The sequence below is a fragment of the uncultured Jatrophihabitans sp. genome, from assembly GCF_964244045.1.
Classification (GTDB): Bacteria; Actinomycetota; Actinomycetes; order Mycobacteriales; family Jatrophihabitantaceae; genus Jatrophihabitans.
Map to the genome: position 1 here is coordinate 87,637 of NZ_CAXTHK010000012.1, position 16,792 is coordinate 104,428.

17 protein-coding genes and 1 pseudogene are annotated in these 16,792 nt (G+C 69.2%); 7 read left to right on the forward strand and 11 right to left on the reverse strand.

Annotated features, from left to right (window positions below):
• Positions 1–5 precede the first annotated feature (5 nt).
• Both ACFFC4_RS11315 and ACFFC4_RS11320 read right to left on the reverse strand, forming a co-directional pair.
• The gene (locus ACFFC4_RS11315; protein ID WP_375500833.1) at positions 6–572 is read right to left on the reverse strand and encodes a LysM peptidoglycan-binding domain-containing protein; all 567 of its coding nucleotides are present in this window, start codon (positions 570–572) and stop codon (positions 6–8) included.
• An 87-nt stretch (positions 573–659) separates the two neighbouring features.
• Entirely contained in the window at positions 660–2,096 is a 1,437-nt protein-coding gene (locus tag ACFFC4_RS11320; RefSeq protein ID WP_375500835.1) for a PLP-dependent aminotransferase family protein, read from the reverse strand.
• Between the two features lie 93 nt (positions 2,097–2,189).
• Here ACFFC4_RS11320 and ACFFC4_RS11325 point away from each other — a divergent pair, with 93 nt between their 5' ends.
• The gene (locus ACFFC4_RS11325) at positions 2,190–2,810 is read left to right on the forward strand and encodes a YitT family protein (RefSeq protein ID WP_375500837.1); all 621 of its coding nucleotides are present in this window, start codon (positions 2,190–2,192) and stop codon (positions 2,808–2,810) included.
• Here ACFFC4_RS11325 and ACFFC4_RS11330 read toward each other — a convergent pair.
• From ACFFC4_RS11330 to ACFFC4_RS11350, 5 genes are all read right to left on the reverse strand, one after another.
• On the reverse strand, positions 2,807–2,983 hold the full coding sequence (locus ACFFC4_RS11330) for a DUF6104 family protein (RefSeq protein ID WP_375500839.1): 177 nt from the start codon (positions 2,981–2,983) through the stop codon (positions 2,807–2,809). The two genes, ACFFC4_RS11325 and ACFFC4_RS11330, sit on opposite strands and share 4 nt — an antisense overlap.
• Before the next feature lie 14 nt (positions 2,984–2,997).
• Positions 2,998–3,978, reverse strand: coding sequence for a Gfo/Idh/MocA family protein (locus tag ACFFC4_RS11335; protein ID WP_375500873.1), 981 nt, complete (start codon positions 3,976–3,978; stop codon positions 2,998–3,000).
• Positions 3,979–4,085: 107 nt separating this feature from the next.
• A complete protein-coding gene (locus ACFFC4_RS11340) occupies positions 4,086–7,898 on the reverse strand; it encodes a multifunctional oxoglutarate decarboxylase/oxoglutarate dehydrogenase thiamine pyrophosphate-binding subunit/dihydrolipoyllysine-residue succinyltransferase subunit (RefSeq protein WP_375500841.1) in 3,813 nt (1,270 codons plus the stop codon).
• A 127-nt stretch (positions 7,899–8,025) separates the two neighbouring features.
• Positions 8,026–8,778 carry an ABC transporter permease gene (locus ACFFC4_RS11345; RefSeq protein ID WP_375500843.1) on the reverse strand — a complete coding sequence of 251 codons (753 nt, stop codon included), beginning with the start codon at positions 8,776–8,778 and terminating at the stop codon, positions 8,026–8,028.
• Positions 8,775–9,683, reverse strand: a complete 909-nt coding sequence (locus ACFFC4_RS11350; protein WP_375500845.1) for an ABC transporter ATP-binding protein — start codon at positions 9,681–9,683, stop codon at positions 8,775–8,777. The genes ACFFC4_RS11345 and ACFFC4_RS11350 overlap by 4 nt, the downstream gene beginning before the upstream one ends.
• Positions 9,684–9,731: 48 nt before the next feature.
• Between ACFFC4_RS11350 and ACFFC4_RS11355 the strand changes: the two genes are divergently transcribed.
• Positions 9,732–10,154, forward strand: coding sequence for a TIGR03668 family PPOX class F420-dependent oxidoreductase (locus ACFFC4_RS11355; protein ID WP_375500847.1), 423 nt, complete (start codon positions 9,732–9,734; stop codon positions 10,152–10,154).
• A gap of 6 nt (positions 10,155–10,160) precedes the next feature.
• On the opposite strand, the gene ACFFC4_RS11360 is transcribed toward ACFFC4_RS11355, so the two are convergent.
• Both ACFFC4_RS11360 and ACFFC4_RS11365 read right to left on the reverse strand, forming a co-directional pair.
• Entirely contained in the window at positions 10,161–10,652 is a 492-nt protein-coding gene (locus ACFFC4_RS11360; RefSeq protein ID WP_375500849.1) for a DNA polymerase ligase N-terminal domain-containing protein, read from the reverse strand.
• 142 nt (positions 10,653–10,794) lie between these two features.
• On the reverse strand, positions 10,795–11,397 hold the full coding sequence (locus ACFFC4_RS11365; protein WP_375500851.1) for a DUF222 domain-containing protein: 603 nt from the start codon (positions 11,395–11,397) through the stop codon (positions 10,795–10,797).
• 3 nt (positions 11,398–11,400) lie between these two features.
• On the opposite strand from ACFFC4_RS11365, the pseudogene ACFFC4_RS11370 reads away from it, so the two are divergent.
• The 4 genes and pseudogenes from ACFFC4_RS11370 to ACFFC4_RS11385 all read left to right on the forward strand — a co-directional run.
• Positions 11,401–11,647, forward strand: a pseudogene (locus tag ACFFC4_RS11370) (sensor histidine kinase); the annotation flags it as partial.
• A 62-nt stretch (positions 11,648–11,709) separates the two neighbouring features.
• Complete coding sequence (locus ACFFC4_RS11375; RefSeq protein ID WP_375500853.1) at positions 11,710–14,238, forward strand: DUF4118 domain-containing protein; 2,529 nt, start codon at positions 11,710–11,712, stop codon at positions 14,236–14,238.
• Complete coding sequence (locus ACFFC4_RS11380) at positions 14,235–14,912, forward strand: response regulator (protein ID WP_375500855.1); 678 nt, start codon at positions 14,235–14,237, stop codon at positions 14,910–14,912. The genes ACFFC4_RS11375 and ACFFC4_RS11380 overlap by 4 nt, the downstream gene beginning before the upstream one ends.
• Positions 14,913–14,932: 20 nt before the next feature.
• On the forward strand, positions 14,933–15,514 hold the full coding sequence (locus ACFFC4_RS11385) for a TetR/AcrR family transcriptional regulator (protein WP_375500857.1): 582 nt from the start codon (positions 14,933–14,935) through the stop codon (positions 15,512–15,514).
• Positions 15,515–15,520: 6 nt separating this feature from the next.
• On the opposite strand, the gene ACFFC4_RS11390 is transcribed toward ACFFC4_RS11385, so the two are convergent.
• Both ACFFC4_RS11390 and ACFFC4_RS11395 read right to left on the reverse strand, forming a co-directional pair.
• Positions 15,521–15,862, reverse strand: a complete 342-nt coding sequence (locus ACFFC4_RS11390; protein ID WP_375500859.1) for a DUF3618 domain-containing protein — start codon at positions 15,860–15,862, stop codon at positions 15,521–15,523.
• On the reverse strand, positions 15,859–16,302 hold the full coding sequence (locus ACFFC4_RS11395; RefSeq protein ID WP_375500861.1) for a phage holin family protein: 444 nt from the start codon (positions 16,300–16,302) through the stop codon (positions 15,859–15,861). Before ACFFC4_RS11395 ends, ACFFC4_RS11390 begins: the two co-directional genes overlap by 4 nt.
• Positions 16,303–16,412: 110 nt before the next feature.
• Here ACFFC4_RS11395 and ACFFC4_RS11400 point away from each other — a divergent pair, with 110 nt between their 5' ends.
• The gene (locus ACFFC4_RS11400) at positions 16,413–16,736 is read left to right on the forward strand and encodes a plasmid stabilization protein (RefSeq protein ID WP_375500863.1); all 324 of its coding nucleotides are present in this window, start codon (positions 16,413–16,415) and stop codon (positions 16,734–16,736) included.
• The last annotated feature ends 56 nt before the right edge of the window (positions 16,737–16,792 follow it).

Below are 16,792 nucleotides of genomic sequence, written 5' to 3' on the forward strand. Positions count from 1 at the left end.
GTCGGCTACTTGTTCTTGGTAGTGACCTTCATCTTGTCGCCGGTGAGCGACACGATGATCGTCTGGCCCGGGTAGATCAGGTTCGGGTTCTGTCCGATGACGCTCTTGTTCCAGTCGTAGACCAGCCCGTACCCGCGCTGGTTGAACCACCCGGCGATCTGCGTCAGGTTGTCGCCCTTCTTCACCTTGTACTTCACGACCTTGGTGGTCGGGCTGGCCGACGCCTTGGTCTTGGCCGGCTTCGCCTTCGGCGTGCTGGCCTTCGTTACGGCGCTGGTCGTGGGCGCGGCAGCGATTGGCGCGCTGGTGGTGGTCGTCGCAGCCACGCTGGTCGTCGGTGCGGCGATGGTCGAGCTCGCCGCGGCGCTGGAGCTGGTCTGCTTACCTACCTGACTGCCGGCCGGCTGACCGGCCGCCTGGTTGTCCTTCGAGTTGCCACCGAACACCGTCAGTAGCAGCGCGACGACGCCGGCCACAACCATGACCGCCACCAGGACGCCGAGCGTCTTCGTCTGTACGCCTGCGCGCCGGTCGTCAGCTGTGCCGTGCTTGCTCTCGTGTGACTCCGCCATGACAAATCCCCCCCAGGACCCGTGAACAATCTCCGACTCGCAAGGTACCCATCATCACGACACACAGATCACACAACCGGGAACTAGTTATGCAACGATGAGCGGTCGAGGTGCCGGGCCGGTCCGCGGCAGCTGCGCCCACACGTCCGCGATGCGCCGCACCGCGTCGTCCAGCTGGGCCGCGGGCAATGCGAAGGGCAGCCGCAGGAAGCGCTCCAGGGTGCCGTCGACGCCGAAGCGCGAGCCCGGCACGAGGACGACACCGGCCTGCGCGGCCAGCAGCGACAGCGACGTGGACATCGGTGCGTCCAGTTCGGCCCACAGTGACAACCCGCCGGTGGGCACGACGACGCGCCACTGAGGCAGCTCGCGAGCGAGGGCAGCGACCAGTGCGTCCCGTTGCGGGCGCAGTTCGGTCCGTCGCCACGCAGCGATATCGTCGAGGCGACGCATCAGCCGCGTAGCCACGAGATGCTCGAGCACCGGCCCGCTGAGGTCGATGGACGCACGCAGGGCGGCGAGGCGGTGGGTGAGCTCGGTGGACGCGCGGATCCAGCCGACACGTAGCCCACCCCACACCGGCTTGGACAGTGAGCCGATGGTGATGACCGTCGGGTCGAACGACGCGGCCGGCCGGGCGGTGCCCTCGAAACCGAGGTCGACGAAACTCTCGTCGACCACGACCGTGGTGCCGGTCTGGCGCGCAGCGGCCAGGACGGCACGGCGCTCGTCGTCCGGCATGAAGGCGCCGGTCGGGTTGTGGTGGTCGGGGATCAGGAACGCAATCCGGGCGGCCGTCTGGCGCAGCGTGTTGCGCAGCTGGTCTACCTGCCAGCCGCCGTCGGCGGCCATCGGCACCGGCACGAGCCGCCCACCGTTGGCGCGCACGGTGTCCGGCGCGCCGGAGTAGGTCGGCAACTCCGTGACGACTCGGTCGCCCGGCCCCACGAGCAGACGCAGCACCAGGTCGAGGGCGTGCAGCGCGCCGCCGGTGATCAGGATCTGCTCGGGCCGGGTGGCCACCCCGCGAGCTGTGAAGCGCGCAGCCACCGCCTCGCGTAGTTCGGCCAGGCCGGCGGGGTCGTAACCGTCGCCGTGCAGGTAGGGGCCGAGAGCGTCGGCGGCCTCGGCCACGACCCCTGCGAAACCTGGTGGAGCAGGCAGTGTTGCGCATGACAGGTCCAGCACCGTGCCCGCCTCGCCCACGGTCGACCAGCGTGCGATCCGGCTGGACGGTCGGCGGCCGACCGGCACGGTGACGTAACTGCCCGAGCCGGTGCGGCTGGCAAGGTAACCACCGGCGCGCAGCGCGTCGTACGCGGCGGTGACGGTGGCGCGACTCAATCCGAGAGCGGCGGCAAGTTCGCGCTCTGATGGCAACCGCGTCTCGGTGGGCACCCGACCGTCGACGACGAGCGCGGTGATGCCGGACGCGAGCGCCGAGTACACCGGCCCCGGGAGCAAGCGGACGTCGGGCAACTGCTCGGCCAATGATCGGCCGCCGATCCGGGTGAGCGCTGACATGGGGCAATCCTGCCAGCAATGGCCTGCCAAAACCAGACCGTTGGTTCGCCAATGGCCCGGGTTTGCCTGCCAATTCGCGCGCATCCTTGACACATGGTGTGGATACGTCGTCTCGGGCAGCTCTACGTCGGGCTCTGGCTCTACGGCCTGTCGGGGGCGATGCAGGTCCGTTCGGGGCTCGGCCTCGACCCGTGGGACGTGTTCCACCAGGGCCTGGCCCGGCACGCCGGTCTGGCCATCGGCACGTTGGTGATCATTGTCGGCGCAGCGGTGCTGGTGCTCTGGATTCCCTTGCGGCAGCGGCCCGGACTCGGCACGGTCAGCAACGTAGTGCTCGTCGGGGTGTCGATGAACGTGAGCCTGGCGGTGTTGCCGCACACCTCCGGGTGGGCAGGCCGGATCGGGTTCATGGTCGGTGGGTTGCTGCTGTGCGGCGTGGCGACCGGCATGTACATCGGCGCGCACCTCGGGCCCGGCCCGCGCGACGGGCTGATGACCGGGCTCGCCCGGGTCACCGGCCGCTCGATCCGGCTGTGCCGCACCGGTATCGAACTCGGCGTGCTGATCGTCGGGTGGTTGTTCGGCGGGACGATCGGCATCGGCACCGTCGTCTTCGCGTTGGCCATCGGCCCGCTGACGCAGCTGTTCCTGCCGCTGTTCGACCCCGCTCGGCGCGCTGCCGACTCTCCGATACTTGTGCCGGTCGGCCCTTAATCCTCGTCCTCGTCGTCGCGGGCCAGCCAGGTGGCGAGGCGGTCGATGGCGGTCTCGAAATCCGGATGCGCGTCGACGAAAGCCTGCAGCCGGGCTCCGAGCCACTCGAGGGTTACCTCCTCCTCGCCACGCCGGGACACGAGCTCCTCGATGCCTCGGTCGGTGAAGTACATGCCTGCGCTCCGAATCAGTCGGCGGGGTAACGCGCACCGAGCTGCCGGCGCGCGTCGTCCAGGACGTCCAGGATGCCGATCGTGTCGTCGAGCGGGACGGCCGGGCTCTCCAGCTCACCGGCGGCCAGGCAGCGGGCGACCTCTTCCAACTCGGCCCGGTAACCGTTGCCGGCGATCGCCGGGGCGAGGTGCTCGACGTCGCCGTCGGCGGTGTGCACGACGAGTCGGCGGCCGCGGTGCAGGCGCGGTTCGAGGCTGATCCATCCGCGGGTGCCGGTGATGAGAGCGGCGAACGGGCTGTCCGTCGCGGCGCTCGTGTGGATCTGGGCGAACCGCCCGTCGGGGTAACCCCACTGCATGCCCACGGACAGGTCCGAGCCGGTGGGGGCCAGTGCTCCCGTCGCCTGCACGGTGTCAGGTCGGCCCAGCCACGTCCACACGACGGCGGCCGGGTAGACGCCGAGGTCGAGCAGGGCGCCCCCTCCGGCGTCGAGGTCGAAGAGCCGGTGGGCGGGGTCGAAGTCGAAGCGCTTGGACAGATCGGCCCGGACGGCCACGACCTTGCCGATGGCGCCGTCGGCAAGCAGCCGCGACACCTCCCGGATCAGCGGGTGGAAGCGCACCCACATCGCTTCCATGCAGAACAGCCGACGCAACCGTGCCTCGGCCACCACATCACGCGCCTGCGCTGCGTTCAGGGTGAACGCCTTCTCGACCAGCACCGGCTTGCCTGCGCGCAGGGCGAGCAGCGCGTGCTCTTGGTGTTGCGCGTGCGTGGTTGCGATGTACACAACGTCAACACCCGGGTCAGTGACGAGCTCGAGGTACGAGCCGTAGGACCGGTGCACCCCGTGCCGGTGGGCGAAGGCGGCCGCGCGATCGGCGTCACGCGCTCCGACGGCGTGCAGCACATGACCGGGCAGCGCGGTGATGTCGGCCGACACGGTGGCCGCGATCCCGCCCGCGCCGAGGATGCCCCAGCGGATCGCGTCGATGACCGTCCCCCCATCAGGTTGAGTGTCGGGTTACCGGCCGAGTGGCGCGTTGAAAGTCGCCACTCGGACGGCAACCCGACACTCAACGGGGACGGCGGACGTCAGCTCTACGCGAAGCTCTCGACGACGATCTGCTTCTGCTGGGCCTCGTGCTTGGACTGCGAGCCGACGGCCGGCGAGGCGGAGGCTCGACGCGAGACGTGCCGCAGGGTGCGACCCTCGAGGTGCTCGGGCAGGTTCAGCGCCAGGAACGGTCGCAGACCCTGGTTCGCAGGCTCCTCCTGCACGTGCACGAGATCGGCGTTCGGGAAGCGTCCGAGCTCGGCCTGCAACGCCTCGACCGGCAGCGGGTACAGCTGCTCGAGCCGCACGATCGCGACATCGGTGCGTCCGGACTTCTCGCGCTCGGCCGCGAGGTCGTAATAGACCTTGCCCGAGCACAGCAACACCCGGGTGACGCCGGCCGGGTCGACCTTGGCGTCGCCCAGGACGGGTTGGAACGTGCCGGTGGTGAAGTCGTCCAGGTCGCTGACCGCAGCCTTCAGGCGCAGCAGCGACTTCGGGGTGAACGCGATCAATGGGCGGCGCACGGGGGACAGACCCTGCCGGCGCAGCAGGTGAAAGTAGTTCGCGGGCGACGAGCACATCGCGACCGTCATGTTGTTCTCCGCCGCCTGCTGCAGGAACCGCTCGGGACGTCCCGACGAGTGGTCGGGGCCCTGACCTTCCTGCCCGTGCGGCAGCAGCAGCGTTACCGCCGAACGCTGACCCCATTTAGCCTCGCCCGAGGAAATGAACTCGTCGATGATGGTCTGCGCGCCGTTGAAGAAGTCGCCGAATTGGGCTTCCCAGCAGACGAGCGCGTCGGCTCGGGCCACCGAGTAGCCGTACTCGAAGCCCATGGCCGCGAATTCCGACAGCAGCGAGTCGTAGGCCATGAAGTGCGCCTGGTCGGGGGTCAGGTCGTGCAGCGGCGTGTACTCGTCGCCCGTCTCCCGGTCGATGAGCGTGGCGTGCCGCTGGGTGAACGTGCCGCGTCGGCTGTCCTGGCCGGACAGGCGCACCGTACGGCCCTCCATGACCAGCGAGCCGAAGGCGAACAGCTCGGCCGTGGCCCAGTCGACGTTGCCCGAACTGGCCATGGCCACCCGGCGGTCGATCTGTGGCTTGAGCCGCGGGTGCATGGTGAAGCCCGCGGGCGGGTTCGCGTACGCCTCGCCGATGCGCTTGATGACGTCGATCGGGACGGCGGTGGTGACGGTCTGCGACGGCGTCTCACGCTCGATCTCGGGCTGCGGCGGGGCCTTGTCGGAGGCGTTGCGGGTCTCGATGAAGACCTTCTCCAGCTGGGCCTGGAAGTCCTTGAGCGCGTGCTCGGCGTCCTCGAGGGTGATGTCGCCGCGGCCGACAAGCGCCTCGGTGTAGAGCTTTCGGACGCTGCGCTTCCTGTCGATGATGTCGTACATCAGCGGCTGCGTGAACGAGGGATTATCGGCCTCGTTGTGCCCGCGACGGCGGTAGCAGACCATGTCGATGACGACGTCTTTTTGGAAGTGTTGGCGAAATTCGACGGCCATCTCGGCGACGCGGACGCACGCCTCGGGATCATCACCGTTCACGTGGAAGATCGGCGCCGCGATCATCCGCGCGATGTCGGTGGAGTACAGCGACGAGCGCGACGACGACGGCGATGTCGTGAAGCCGACCTGGTTGTTGACGATGACGTGCACGGTGCCGCCGGTACGGTAGCCGCGCAGCTGCGAAAGGTTGAGGGTCTCGGCGACCACGCCCTGGCCGGCGAACGCGGCATCGCCGTGCATGAGCACGGGCAGGATCGAATAATTCTCCTGCCCCTGGTTCAGCTCGTCCTGCTTGCCGCGCACGATGCCCTCAAGCACGGGGTCGACGGCCTCGAGGTGCGACGGGTTCGCGGTCAGTGAGACGGTGATCTCGTTGCCGCTCGCGGCGTGAAAGGTGCCGTCGGCGCCGAGGTGGTACTTGACGTCGCCCGAGCCCTGCGCCGAGCCCGGGTCGATGTTGCCCTCGAACTCGTTGAAGATCTTGGCGTAGGGCTTGCCGACGATGTTGGCCAGCACGTTGAGCCGGCCGCGGTGCGGCATGCCGATAACGACCTCGTCGAGGCCCTCGTCGGCGGCCTGGCCGAGGACTGCATCCATGAGGGCGATGACAGTCTCGGCGCCCTCGAGGCTGAACCGCTTCTGCCCGACGTACTTGGTCTGCAAGAACGTTTCGAAGGCCTCGGCGACGTTGAGTCGTCCCAGAATGTGCAGTTGCTCGTCGCGCGACGGCTGGGCCGCCTTGATCTCGATGCGCTCCTGCAGCCAGCGGCGCTGTTCGGGATCGGTGATGTGCATGTACTCGACGCCGACGCGCCGGCAGTACGCGTCGCGCAGCACGCCCAGGATGTCGCGCAACTTCATCAACTTCTCGCCGGCGAAGCCGTCGACCGGGAACTCGCGGTCGAGGTCCCACAGCGTGAGCCCGTGCCGGGCGATGTCGAGGTCGGGGTGGCTGCGGACGGTGAACTCGAGCGGGTCGGTGTCGGCCATCAGGTGGCCGTTGGTGCGGTAGGCGTTGATCAGTTCGATGACGCGGGCGTTCTTGCCGATCTGGCCCTCGTGGGTGAAGTCGCGATCGACCAGCCAGCGCACCGGCTCGTAAGGGATGCGCAGGGCCGCGAAGATCTCGTCGTAGAACTCGTCGGCCAGCAGCAGCTGGTGGATGCGGCGCAGGAACTCCCCGGACTGCGCGCCCTGGATGATGCGGTGGTCGTACGTGGAGGTCAGCGTCATGATCTTGCTGATCGCGCGCTCGGTGAGCGCATCCTCGTTCATGCCGCTGAACTCGGCCGGGTACTCCATGGCTCCGACGCCGACGATGGTGCCCTGCCCCGCCATCAACCGCGGCACAGAGTGATTCGTGCCGATCGTGCCCGGGTTGGTGAGGCTGAGCGTGGTGCCCTGGAAGTCCTCCGCGGTCAGCTTGCCGTTGCGGGCGCGCCGGATGATTTCCTCGTAGGTGTTCCAGAACTGGCTGAAGTCCATCGACTCGGCCTCTTTGATCGCCGCGACGACCAGCGAGCGCGCGCCGTTCTTGCCGGCAAGATCAATGGCAATACCCAGGCCGACGTGCTCGGGGGTGACGACGGCCGGCTTGCCGTCGATCTCGGCGAAGTAGTTGTTCATGACCGGGACGTCGGCCAGGGCGCGCACCACGGCGTAGCCGATGATGTGCGTGAAGCTGATCTTGCCGCCACGTGCGCGACGCAGGTGATTGTTGATCACGACTCGGTTGTCGGCGATCAACTTGGCCGGCACCGCCCGCACGCTTGTCGCCGTCGGTACGTGCAGTGACTGCTCCATGTTGCTGACGACCCTGGCCGCCGCACCGCGCAGCGTGACCGTGCCCGCGTTCTCGATGCCGTGCGTCGCGGGCCCCGTGGCCGCGGCGGGGGTGACGTTCTCAGCGGCGGGTGATTCGGCGGGCGAGCCCTCGGCGGGACGGGCGGCCGGCGTGCTGCGGGCATTGGTGCGCTGGGTGGACGGTGTCGCCGCGGCCGTGGGCTGCGGAGCAGCAGCTGCGGGCGCGTGCTCCGCCGGCTTTTCTGGGGCGGCTGGGGCCGGCTTGCGCTTCGGGGCGGGCGCGGGCAGGGTCTCGGCGACAGACGCGTTCTCAGTCGCCATCTCGGCCTCGGGGTCGATGTCACTGGCCGCTGCGCGTCCGTTGCCCGACCCGTTGCTGTCCGGGCGGTAGTCGGCGAAGAAGTCGTGCCAGGCGGCGTCGACGCTGTCCGGGTCGGCCTGGTAGCGCTCGTACATGTCCTCGACAAGCCACTCGTTCGCGCCGAAGTCGCCGGGCGTGAGGGTTTCGGTGCCTGTCGACTGCTCCGTCGTAGCCACGGTGTGTTCGGCCGTCCTCGGGTTGTCCTCGTTGTTGTCGCCAGTTGTCGAGGGTACGCGGAACAGACCTGGGAATCAGACTCGGAGGGCTGAATTCGCTGCGGTGTGCGGCATCAGACGCTGTGCATCAGGTGATGTCGCGATTCAGTGTGAATGATGCGCCGACGACCGCCGGAATGATCGCCCACAGCACCAGCACGATGACACCGCCGGCGGTCGAGAGCAGGGTGACGCCGTTGATGCTTCGATTGTCGGACGTCACGGCCGCGATCGCTGCGGCCGCGCCGCCCGGCAGGTACGGGTAGACGTGCTTGACACCGGGAATCGCAAGAAAGATGTTCTGCAGCACGACTAGGAACACGATGCCGACGGTGACTGCGACGATCTGGTTCTTCAGCAGCGCGCCCACGCCGAGGCCGATCGTCCCGAACAGGGCGAGCACGACGAACACGCTGATCAGCGCGTGCGGGATGCCGTCGCCGCCCAGTGAGTAGTCGACGCCTTTGCTGCTGAGCCACGGCACCGCAATCGCCAGCTCGACCAGCACGCAGATGGCGGCGTAGACGATGCCGAGGATCGCGTAGGTGATCATCTTGGCCGTCACCAGCGCCCACCGCGACGGTGTGGCCAGCAGCGTGGGCGTGATCGTCTGGTAGCGGAACTCTGTCGTCACTCCGAGGACGCCGAGCACGAAGGTCAGGACGTAGGCGATTGCGGCGTTGGAGAACATGTCGGCAACGTCGCCGCTGCTCTTGATGTCATCCGACGCCAGCGGGCCGATCACGAACAGCGCACTGATGGCGATGGCGCCGAGGAGCAGCCAGAACCACACCTGGGTCGTGCGCAGCTTGAGCAGCTCGGCGCGGATGAGGCGGATCATCGAGGTGCTCCTGAGGTCAGCGCGAAGAACAGGTCCTCGAGGTCCGAGCGTTGCGGGGTCAACTCGTGCAATTCGACGCCGTTGGCGTGGGCGGCATGGCCGACCTGCTCGGCGGTGAGCCCGCGGACGTAGACGGTCGTCGCGTCGGCCAGGTCGAGCGCGGCGGCCGGCCCGAGGGCACGACGCAGACTTTCGGGATCAGGTGTGCGGACGAAGACCCGGTCCGTGCCGGCCGTCAGCTCCGCGATCGAGCCGGCGCGTACGAGCCGTCCATGATTGAGGATGACCACGCGGTCCGCGATCTCCTGCACCTCGTTGAGCTGGTGGCTCGAGACCAGCACGGTGCGTCCCTGATCGGCCAGGGAGCGGAGGAATCCCCGCAGCCAGCGGATGCCGTCGGGGTCGAGTCCGTTTGCCGGCTCGTCGAGAATGAGGACGGCTGGGTCACCGAGCAGCGCCGCGGCAAGGCCCAGCCGTTGGCGCATTCCCAGGGAGTAACCCCGGACTTTGCGCCGTGCGGCGTCGCCCAGTCCGACGAGCTGCAGCACTTCGTCGGCCCGCTGGTCGGGCAGGCCGGCCACCGTGCACATGATCCGCAGGTGGTTGCGTGCGCTGCGGGCCGGATGGAAGCTCGAGGCCTCGAGGGCCGCGCCCACCGTGCGGGTCGGCGTGCCGAGGTCGCGGTATTCGACGCCGCCGATCGTGGCGCGCCCGCTTGTCGGCCGAACGAGGCCCAGCGTCATGCGCAGCGCGGTCGTCTTGCCGGCGCCGTTCGGGCCGAGGAAGCCGGTCACCGAGCCGGGCTCGACGGTGAAGCTGAGCTGGTCGACGGCGCGGACATTGCCGCCGAACACCTTCGTCAGCTCCTCGACGACGATGCGGCCGTCCTGCGGGGGAGCAGTCATGCCCTCATCCCACCACGAAGTGCACGATTGGTTCCCTAGGCTGCGGTTGTGCGGTTGACGTCGCAACAAGCTCGCGCTCGGTTCGTGGCATCGCCTGTTGCCCGGCTGGCCACCGTGCGGGCCGACGGGCAACCACGCCTGGTGCCGCTCGTATTCGCCGTCGACGGTGACGATCTGCATTCGGCCGTCGATAGGAAGCCGAAGTCGACGACGTCGCTCGGGCGCCTGGCCGACATCGCTGCTCACCCGGCCGTCTCGCTCCTCGTCGACCATTACGCCGACGACTGGACGCAGCTGTGGTGGGCGCGCGCCGACGGCCTGGCCGAGGTCAATGACCTGACGCCCCAGGTACTCGACCTGCTCGTGGCGCGCTACCCCGTCTATAAACTGCAGCCGCCGCCCGGCCCGGTCGTGACCGTGCACGTCGAGCGGTGGAGCGGCTGGGCGGCCGGTCGGGCTGACGCCGGCTGACCATCGCTAACCCTGCTCGGCGATCTGCGCCATCGTGCGGCCGGTGAGCACCGACTCGGGTAGCGCGCTCGTCGGTTCGCTCGAGGGATCGGCGCCGGCTCCCTTGTGCTTGATCAGCAACCACATGTCGCCGCCGGTGCGGATCAGCGTGTAGCCGCCGCTGATCTTCTCGCCCGCGACGTCGACGGAGAGGTGGCCTTCGTCCAGCGCCTCGGCGGCGCTGATCGGCTCGCCCTTGCGCCGGCTGATGTTGCGGAACGTGCCGCGATCCCAGACCTGCACCGTCCCTCCGCCGCGTCGCGGACCGAGAACCCCCTCGTAATCGGCGTACGCGAGATCATGGTCGCCAGTGCGCTTGGCCAGCCGGCGGACCCGCGGATCGGTGGACGGACCCTTCGGCACGGCCCACGACACCAACACGCCCTGGATCTCGAACCGCACGTCGTAGTGGTCGGCGGTGGCCAGGTGGTGCTGGATCACAAAGATCGGATCTGTCACGTGCGGGTGGGTTTCTGTTGCGGGTCGATCCCGGGTCGATCCAGCGTGGGGGCGTCCATTCTGGTCGGCCGTCGACGATGCGGACGGTCCAGCCCATGCGTTCGAACTCCCGGTGGTGATGGGCCCGTACTGCGGGCTGCGGTCAGTCACGCCGCTGGGTCCGGGTGAGGTTGGGTTCGCACAGTTGGTCGGTACTGCGGTAGGCCACGATTGCTTGGCTGAGTTGGGAGGTCACAGGTCGGTAGTTGCCACCGGCCCAGGACATCGCCTCCGCGGTGGGGACCTGCGCCCCGTGGCTGGTGGTGGCGAACCCGGTGCCGTGGGCGTAGTCGTGGGCGGTCATGGTCAGGATGATGGTGGCCAGCACCCCACCGGACTTCTCCAAGCTGCCGGACCCGACCGTGATCTTGAGGGCGTCGAGCAGCGCGTCGTGACGCCGCTGCCCCGCCGAGCGGGGGTCTTTCACCCCATCGGCAGCGGGTTTCGGTGCGCTGAGGGAGTCGAACGCGACCTGCAGCACCTCCGCCGGCTCCGCGGTGCCCTCGAAGCTGCCGGTGCAGGACCCGTCGGGGCGTTGGGTGAACCGCAGGTCCCGCTCCCGGCGCCGCTTCTCGACGTCGTCGAGTGTGCCGTCCGGGTCGAGCAGGTCGCGGTGCCGGTCGGCGAGTTTCTGCAGCGCGGCGGCGTCGAAGGTGCGCCCGAACTCGACCAGCTGCGCCTCGGCCGCGGGCACCGCCTCCAACACCGAGTCGGGCAGGCCGTCGAGATCCGGGTCGCCGATCGCGGTCCCGGCATCCCCGACGACGAGCGCGACCGGGTGTTCGCGCCGTTCCAACGCCGCGAGGACCACGCCACCCGCTACAGCACACCGCGTCGGGTTGGGCCTGGCCATTGCCCGCGGTTTCACCGAGGCGATGCACGGGACCCTCACCCTCGACGACACGCCGGGCGGCGGCCGGACCGCCGTTGTCGCCCTGCCCGCCGACCGGCCATGACTCGTGTCGGTCATGCCGCCCGTTAGGTTGGGGCCCGGACGGGGCCGGACCGGGAGGTGGCGATGGCACGCGGCACGCTGCGCGTCTACCTCGGCGCCGCGCCGGGCGTCGGCAAGACGGTGGCCATGCTCGACGAGGGCCGTCGGCGCCTTGAGCGCGGCACCGACGTCGTGGTGGCCATCGCCGAGACCCACGATCGCCCGCATACAGCGAAGCAGCTCGACGGCCTGCCCTGCGTCGAGCGCCGCAGTGTCGTGCACCGCGGCGCCACATTCACCGAACTCGACCTCGACGCGGTGCTCGCGCGGCACCCGGCCGTTGCGCTGGTCGACGAGCTGGCGCACACCAATGTGCCCGGCTCAGGGCCGAACCAACGCCGCTGGCAGGACGTCCACGCGCTGCTCGACGCGGGCATCGACGTGGTGACCACGCTGAACGTCCAACACCTCGAGTCCCTCAACGATGTGGTCGCCGAGATCACCGGCGTGCCGCAACGCGAGACGGTGCCCGACGCGTTCGTGCGCGCGGCCGAGCAGGTGGAACTCGTCGACATGACGCCCGAGGCGCTGCGCCGGCGGATGGCGCACGGCAACATCTACAAGCCCGACAAGATCGACGCTGCGCTGTCGAACTACTTCCGTCCCGGCAACCTGACCGCGCTGCGCGAGCTGGCGCTGCTGTGGCTCGCGGATTCGGTCGAGGAGGGGATGCAGCGCTACCGAGAGCAGCACGGCATCACCGCCACCTGGGAGACGAAGGAACGCGTTGTCGTCGCGCTCACCGGCGGCCCCGAGGGCGACACCCTGATCCGTCGGGCCTCACGCATCGCGGCCCGCACCGCGGGCGGCGAGCTGCTGGCTGTGCACGTCGCCCGCAGCGACGGGTTGTCCGGCCCCGGCGTCGCCGCGCTGTCCGGGCAGCGGCTGCTCGTGGAGTCGCTCGGGGGCACGTACCACTCGGTGCTTGGCGACGCGGTGCCGTCGGCGCTGCTCGACTTCGCCCGTCGCGTCGACGCCACACAGATCGTGCTGGGCACCTCGCGACGTAACCGGTTCGCCGCCGCGCTGACCGGGGCCGGCACCGGCGAACTGGTCACCCGGATGTCCGGCCACATCGACGTCCACCTCGTCAGCCACGACTACGCGCGCGGCGCCGGCAGCTCGGGGTTGCGACTACCGCAGCTGACCCATGGGCTCACGGCGCAGCGTCGGATCGCCGGATTTGTGCTCGCCGCTATCTTGCTGCCGGCGCTGACGGTCGTCGGCACGCAGTTTCGCGGGCAACTCGACTTCGCCGCCGAAGTCCCGCTCTTCTTGCTGATCGTGGTGCTCACCAGTCTCGTCGGCGGCTTCTACCCGGCGCTGGTCAGCGTCGTCGCCGCCAGCCTGCTGCTCAACTACTACTTCGTCGAGCCGCGCTACACGCTGGACATCAACCGGCCGTCGAACCTGGTAGCGGTCGTGACCTTCCTCGTCATTGCGGTGCTGGTCTCCCGGGTGGTCGACCTCGCGGCGCGGCGTTCGACGCAGGCTGCTCGCGCCGGCGCCGAGGCCGAGACGCTGTCGACATTCGCGGGAAGCCTGCTCCGTGGCGAGCAGGCCGTGCCCGCGCTGCTCACCCGCACCCGCGAGAGCTTCGCCGTCGATGCGGCGTCGCTGCTCCGCCAGGAACCGGCCACCCGGCAGTGGCGCGTGGAGGCGTCGGTCGGCGACGACCCACCGAGCACGCCGGACGAGGGCGACGCCGGAGCGTTGGTCGTCGACGGCCTGCACCTCGCGTTGCGCGGCCACCCGCTGAGTGCCGGTGACCAGCGCGTCCTCAGCGCCTTCGCGGCCAACCTGGCCGTGGCGTACCGCCAGCGCGAGCTGGCCGAAGCGGCCCGGGCCGCCGAGCCGCTGGCCGAGTCCGACCGGCAGCGCACGGCGCTGCTCAACGCCGTCAGCCACGACCTGCGCACGCCCATCGCAGCGGCCAAGGCGGCGGTGTCCAGCCTGCGCGCACCCGAGGTGGCATGGACCGACGCCGACCGCGACGAGCTGCTTGCCTCGGCCGAGACCTCGCTGGATCGGCTCACCGATCTCGTCACCAATCTGCTCGACCTCTCCCGCCTGCAGGTGGGGGCGATGCCGGTCGCGCCCGCAGCCGTCGGACTCGACGACGTGCTGGCCCGCGCGCTCGACCACGTAGCGCTCGAGCGGCCGATCGAGGTGGACGTCTCGGCCGACCTGCCCGAGGTGCGCGCCGACGCCGGCCTGCTCGAACGGGTGCTGGCCAACCTGATCCAGAACGCGCAGCGCTACGCCCCCGCGGACACGGCGGTACGGGTGGCGGGCAGCGCGCACGCCGACCGGGTCGAGCTGCGGGTTATCGATCAGGGCCCGGGGTTGCCCGGCGAGGATCCCGAGGCCTGGTTCCGAGCCTTCCAGTGCACCGACGACTCGCCCCGCAACGGCTCGGGCGTCGGGCTCGGGCTGGCTATCGCGCGCGGATTGACCGAGGCCATGGGCGGTTCGGTCACGGCTGAACCCACGCCCGGCGGCGGCGCCACCTTCGTCGTCTCACTGGAGATCGCTCGGCAGGTGGCTCCATGACGCGCGTGCTGATCGTCGAGGACGAGCGGGCTCTGCTGCGGGCGTTGGCAATGAACCTGGTGGCCCGGGGTTACGCCGTCACCGAGGCCGAGACCGGCACCCGCGCACTCACCGCGCTGGCCGAGCAGAAGCACGACGTGATCGTTCTCGACCTGGGTCTGCCCGACATCTCCGGCGTCGAAGTGATCCGCGCTGTGCGCTCGTACTCGAGCACCCCGATCATCGTGCTGTCGGCGCGCAGCGACAGCGCCGACAAGGTCGAGGCGCTCGACCTCGGCGCCGATGACTACGTCACCAAACCTTTCAGTATGGACGAGCTACTCGCTCGGTTGCGGGCCACCAGCCGCCGCTCGGCGACCACCGACGAGGACGTTGCGGTGACGGTCGGCGAGGTGCGTATCGACCTCGGTCTGACGACCGCGACGGCTGCCGACGGCACGTCCGTCCACCTGACGCCTACCGAATGGAAGATCCTGGACGTGCTGCTGCGCCGCCCGGGCAAGCTCGTCAGCAGCGACACCCTGCTGACCGCCGTGCGCGGGTCGTCCGAGCACACCGACCCGAGTTACCTGCGCATCTACCTGGCACAACTGCGCCGCAAACTCGAGCCGGAGCCATCGCGGCCACGGCACCTGATCACCGAGCCGGGCATGGGTTACCGCTACCTGCCGTGAAGCCGTGACACGATAGCGGCATGGACCGCCTGAGCGTCGAGGACTACTACCGCGCGGCGTTGGACGTCCTGGGCGAGAGCGGGAGCGAGGCCCTGACGATCAACGCGCTGTGCGAACGGCTGCAGGTCACGAAGGGCTCGTTCTATCACCACTTCGGCAGCATGCCGGCGTTCGTCGACGCGCTGCTGCTGTTCTGGGAGTCCGAGAGCACCGAGCGGCTCACCGCAATCGCGAAGGCCCAGCCCGATGCCACGCTGCGGATCGCCACCCTCCTCGAGTTCACCGTCTCGTTGCCGCATGCGTCAGAAGCGGCGATCCGGGCGTGGGCCCGCAGCAACGCCGAGGTGAACGCGGTTACGGTGCGCGTCGACCGCCGTCGGGAACGACACGTCACGGACGCGGTAGTTGCCTTGGGCCTGGACCGCACCGCTGCGCGGCTGCTTGCCCGAATGACGATCAACCTGCTTGTCGGAGCGCAACAACGTGAGCAGCCGGTGGACGTCAAACGACTGCGGCAGACGTTCGAAGAACTCCGGAAGCTGATCTTCCTCGAGGCCGACCCGAAGCTGGTCGCCCACCTCGTGCGGGCGACCAGCGGCTAGTCCGTCCTAATCCTTCTTCTTGTTCTTCTTCTGACGCGCCTTCTCGGCCTTCGCGAGCGCCTTTGCCACCTTGGCCTTCGGCTTGCGGCTGCGCCGCACCCGCAGCACCACGACGAGGGCGAATACTGCAGCCGCGGAGCCGGCAATGGCGCCGATGGGCGTCTTGTTCTCGGTGACCGTCGTCGTGACCTTATCGCCGACCGCGTGCACCTTCTCCTTGGCCTGAGCCTTGACGTCGAGCTTCGCCGCGAGCGCGTCGGCGGTCTCGGCCAGCTCCGCGCGGGTGGCCTCGATGTCGGCGCGCAGCTCCTCGGCCGTCTTCGGCGTGCTGTCGGCGGACTCGGTCATCGCTGAACCGCCTCGCGGACGGTCGCGACGTCGGTCTTGGTGCTCTCGATCGCCTCTTTCGGTACCGGCGGTGAGCCCTGCGACAGGTTCTTCTTGCCGGTCAGCGCCACGACGGCCGCGATGATCACGAGCACAGCTCCGACGATCAGCGCGGCCAGCCAGGCGTCGAGCGCGGTGGCGAGCCCGAGTACGGCGGCGGCGATGAACACGCCCAAGGCGTAGAAGCCGAAGACGCCGGCGCCGCCGAACATCCCGACGCCGACGCCGAGGTGCTTGACCTTGCTCTTGGCCTCGATCTGCGCGAGCGCGAGTTCGTCGCGGACGAGGCGGGTGACCTGCTCGCTGACCTGGGAGGTCAGCTGGCCGATGCTCGCGTTCTGTACAGACGTCGGCTGGGCAGCTGGCTTGTCCTGGTGCGCGGACTGTTGGGGCGCAGTCATGAAGTACCTCCGGATGGTGGCGTTTGTCTAGGAGTGCCCCGACGAGCCCCGGTCGTAACGAGCCCGCGCTCGCGGGTACTCCTAAGGGCAGACCACGAGCAGGAGGAACCGTGCCGCAGGGCTGGAGCAAGAAACGCGAGAAGCAGTACGAGCACATCAAGGACGGTCTCGAGGACCGCGGCCGCTCCGAGAAGACGGCCAAGCAGATCGCGGCGCGCACCGTGAACAAGGAGCGGGCGCGCACCGGCGAGGCGAAGCAGGCCAGCAAGACCTCTACCGATGACATCTCGTCGGCCCGGCGTGGCGGACTGCGCTCGCACAAGGGAGCGGGTGGCCGCACCAAGGCGCAGCTCTACAGGGAGGCCCAGGACAAGAACATCGCGGGCCGGTCGTCCATGAGCAAGGCCGAGCTGGAGAAAGCTGTCGGACGCTAACCCCAATACCGTTCAGTTAGGGCGCTGCACGAGGTAGCAGGTCTCGGGGTCCGGGC

Excerpts from the sequence above, each read along its gene's own strand:
- ACFFC4_RS11390 (WP_375500859.1), bottom strand. The coding sequence starts at position 15,862 with ATGACCGAGTCCGCCGACAGCACGCCGAAGACGGCCGAGGAGCTGCGC.
- ACFFC4_RS11385 (WP_375500857.1), top strand. The coding sequence starts at position 14,933 with ATGGACCGCCTGAGCGTCGAGGACTACTACCGCGCGGCGTTGGACGTC.
- ACFFC4_RS11320 (WP_375500835.1), bottom strand. The coding sequence starts at position 2,096 with ATGTCAGCGCTCACCCGGATCGGCGGCCGATCATTGGCCGAGCAGTTG.
- ACFFC4_RS11395 (WP_375500861.1), bottom strand. The coding sequence starts at position 16,302 with ATGACTGCGCCCCAACAGTCCGCGCACCAGGACAAGCCAGCTGCCCAG.
- ACFFC4_RS11345 (WP_375500843.1), bottom strand. The coding sequence starts at position 8,778 with ATGATCCGCCTCATCCGCGCCGAGCTGCTCAAGCTGCGCACGACCCAG.
- ACFFC4_RS11375 (WP_375500853.1), top strand. The coding sequence starts at position 11,710 with ATGGCACGCGGCACGCTGCGCGTCTACCTCGGCGCCGCGCCGGGCGTC.
- ACFFC4_RS11315 (WP_375500833.1), bottom strand. The coding sequence starts at position 572 with ATGGCGGAGTCACACGAGAGCAAGCACGGCACAGCTGACGACCGGCGC.
- ACFFC4_RS11350 (WP_375500845.1), bottom strand. The coding sequence starts at position 9,683 with ATGACTGCTCCCCCGCAGGACGGCCGCATCGTCGTCGAGGAGCTGACG.
- ACFFC4_RS11330 (WP_375500839.1), bottom strand. The coding sequence starts at position 2,983 with ATGTACTTCACCGACCGAGGCATCGAGGAGCTCGTGTCCCGGCGTGGC.
- ACFFC4_RS11325 (WP_375500837.1), top strand. The coding sequence starts at position 2,190 with ATGGTGTGGATACGTCGTCTCGGGCAGCTCTACGTCGGGCTCTGGCTC.
- ACFFC4_RS11380 (WP_375500855.1), top strand. The coding sequence starts at position 14,235 with ATGACGCGCGTGCTGATCGTCGAGGACGAGCGGGCTCTGCTGCGGGCG.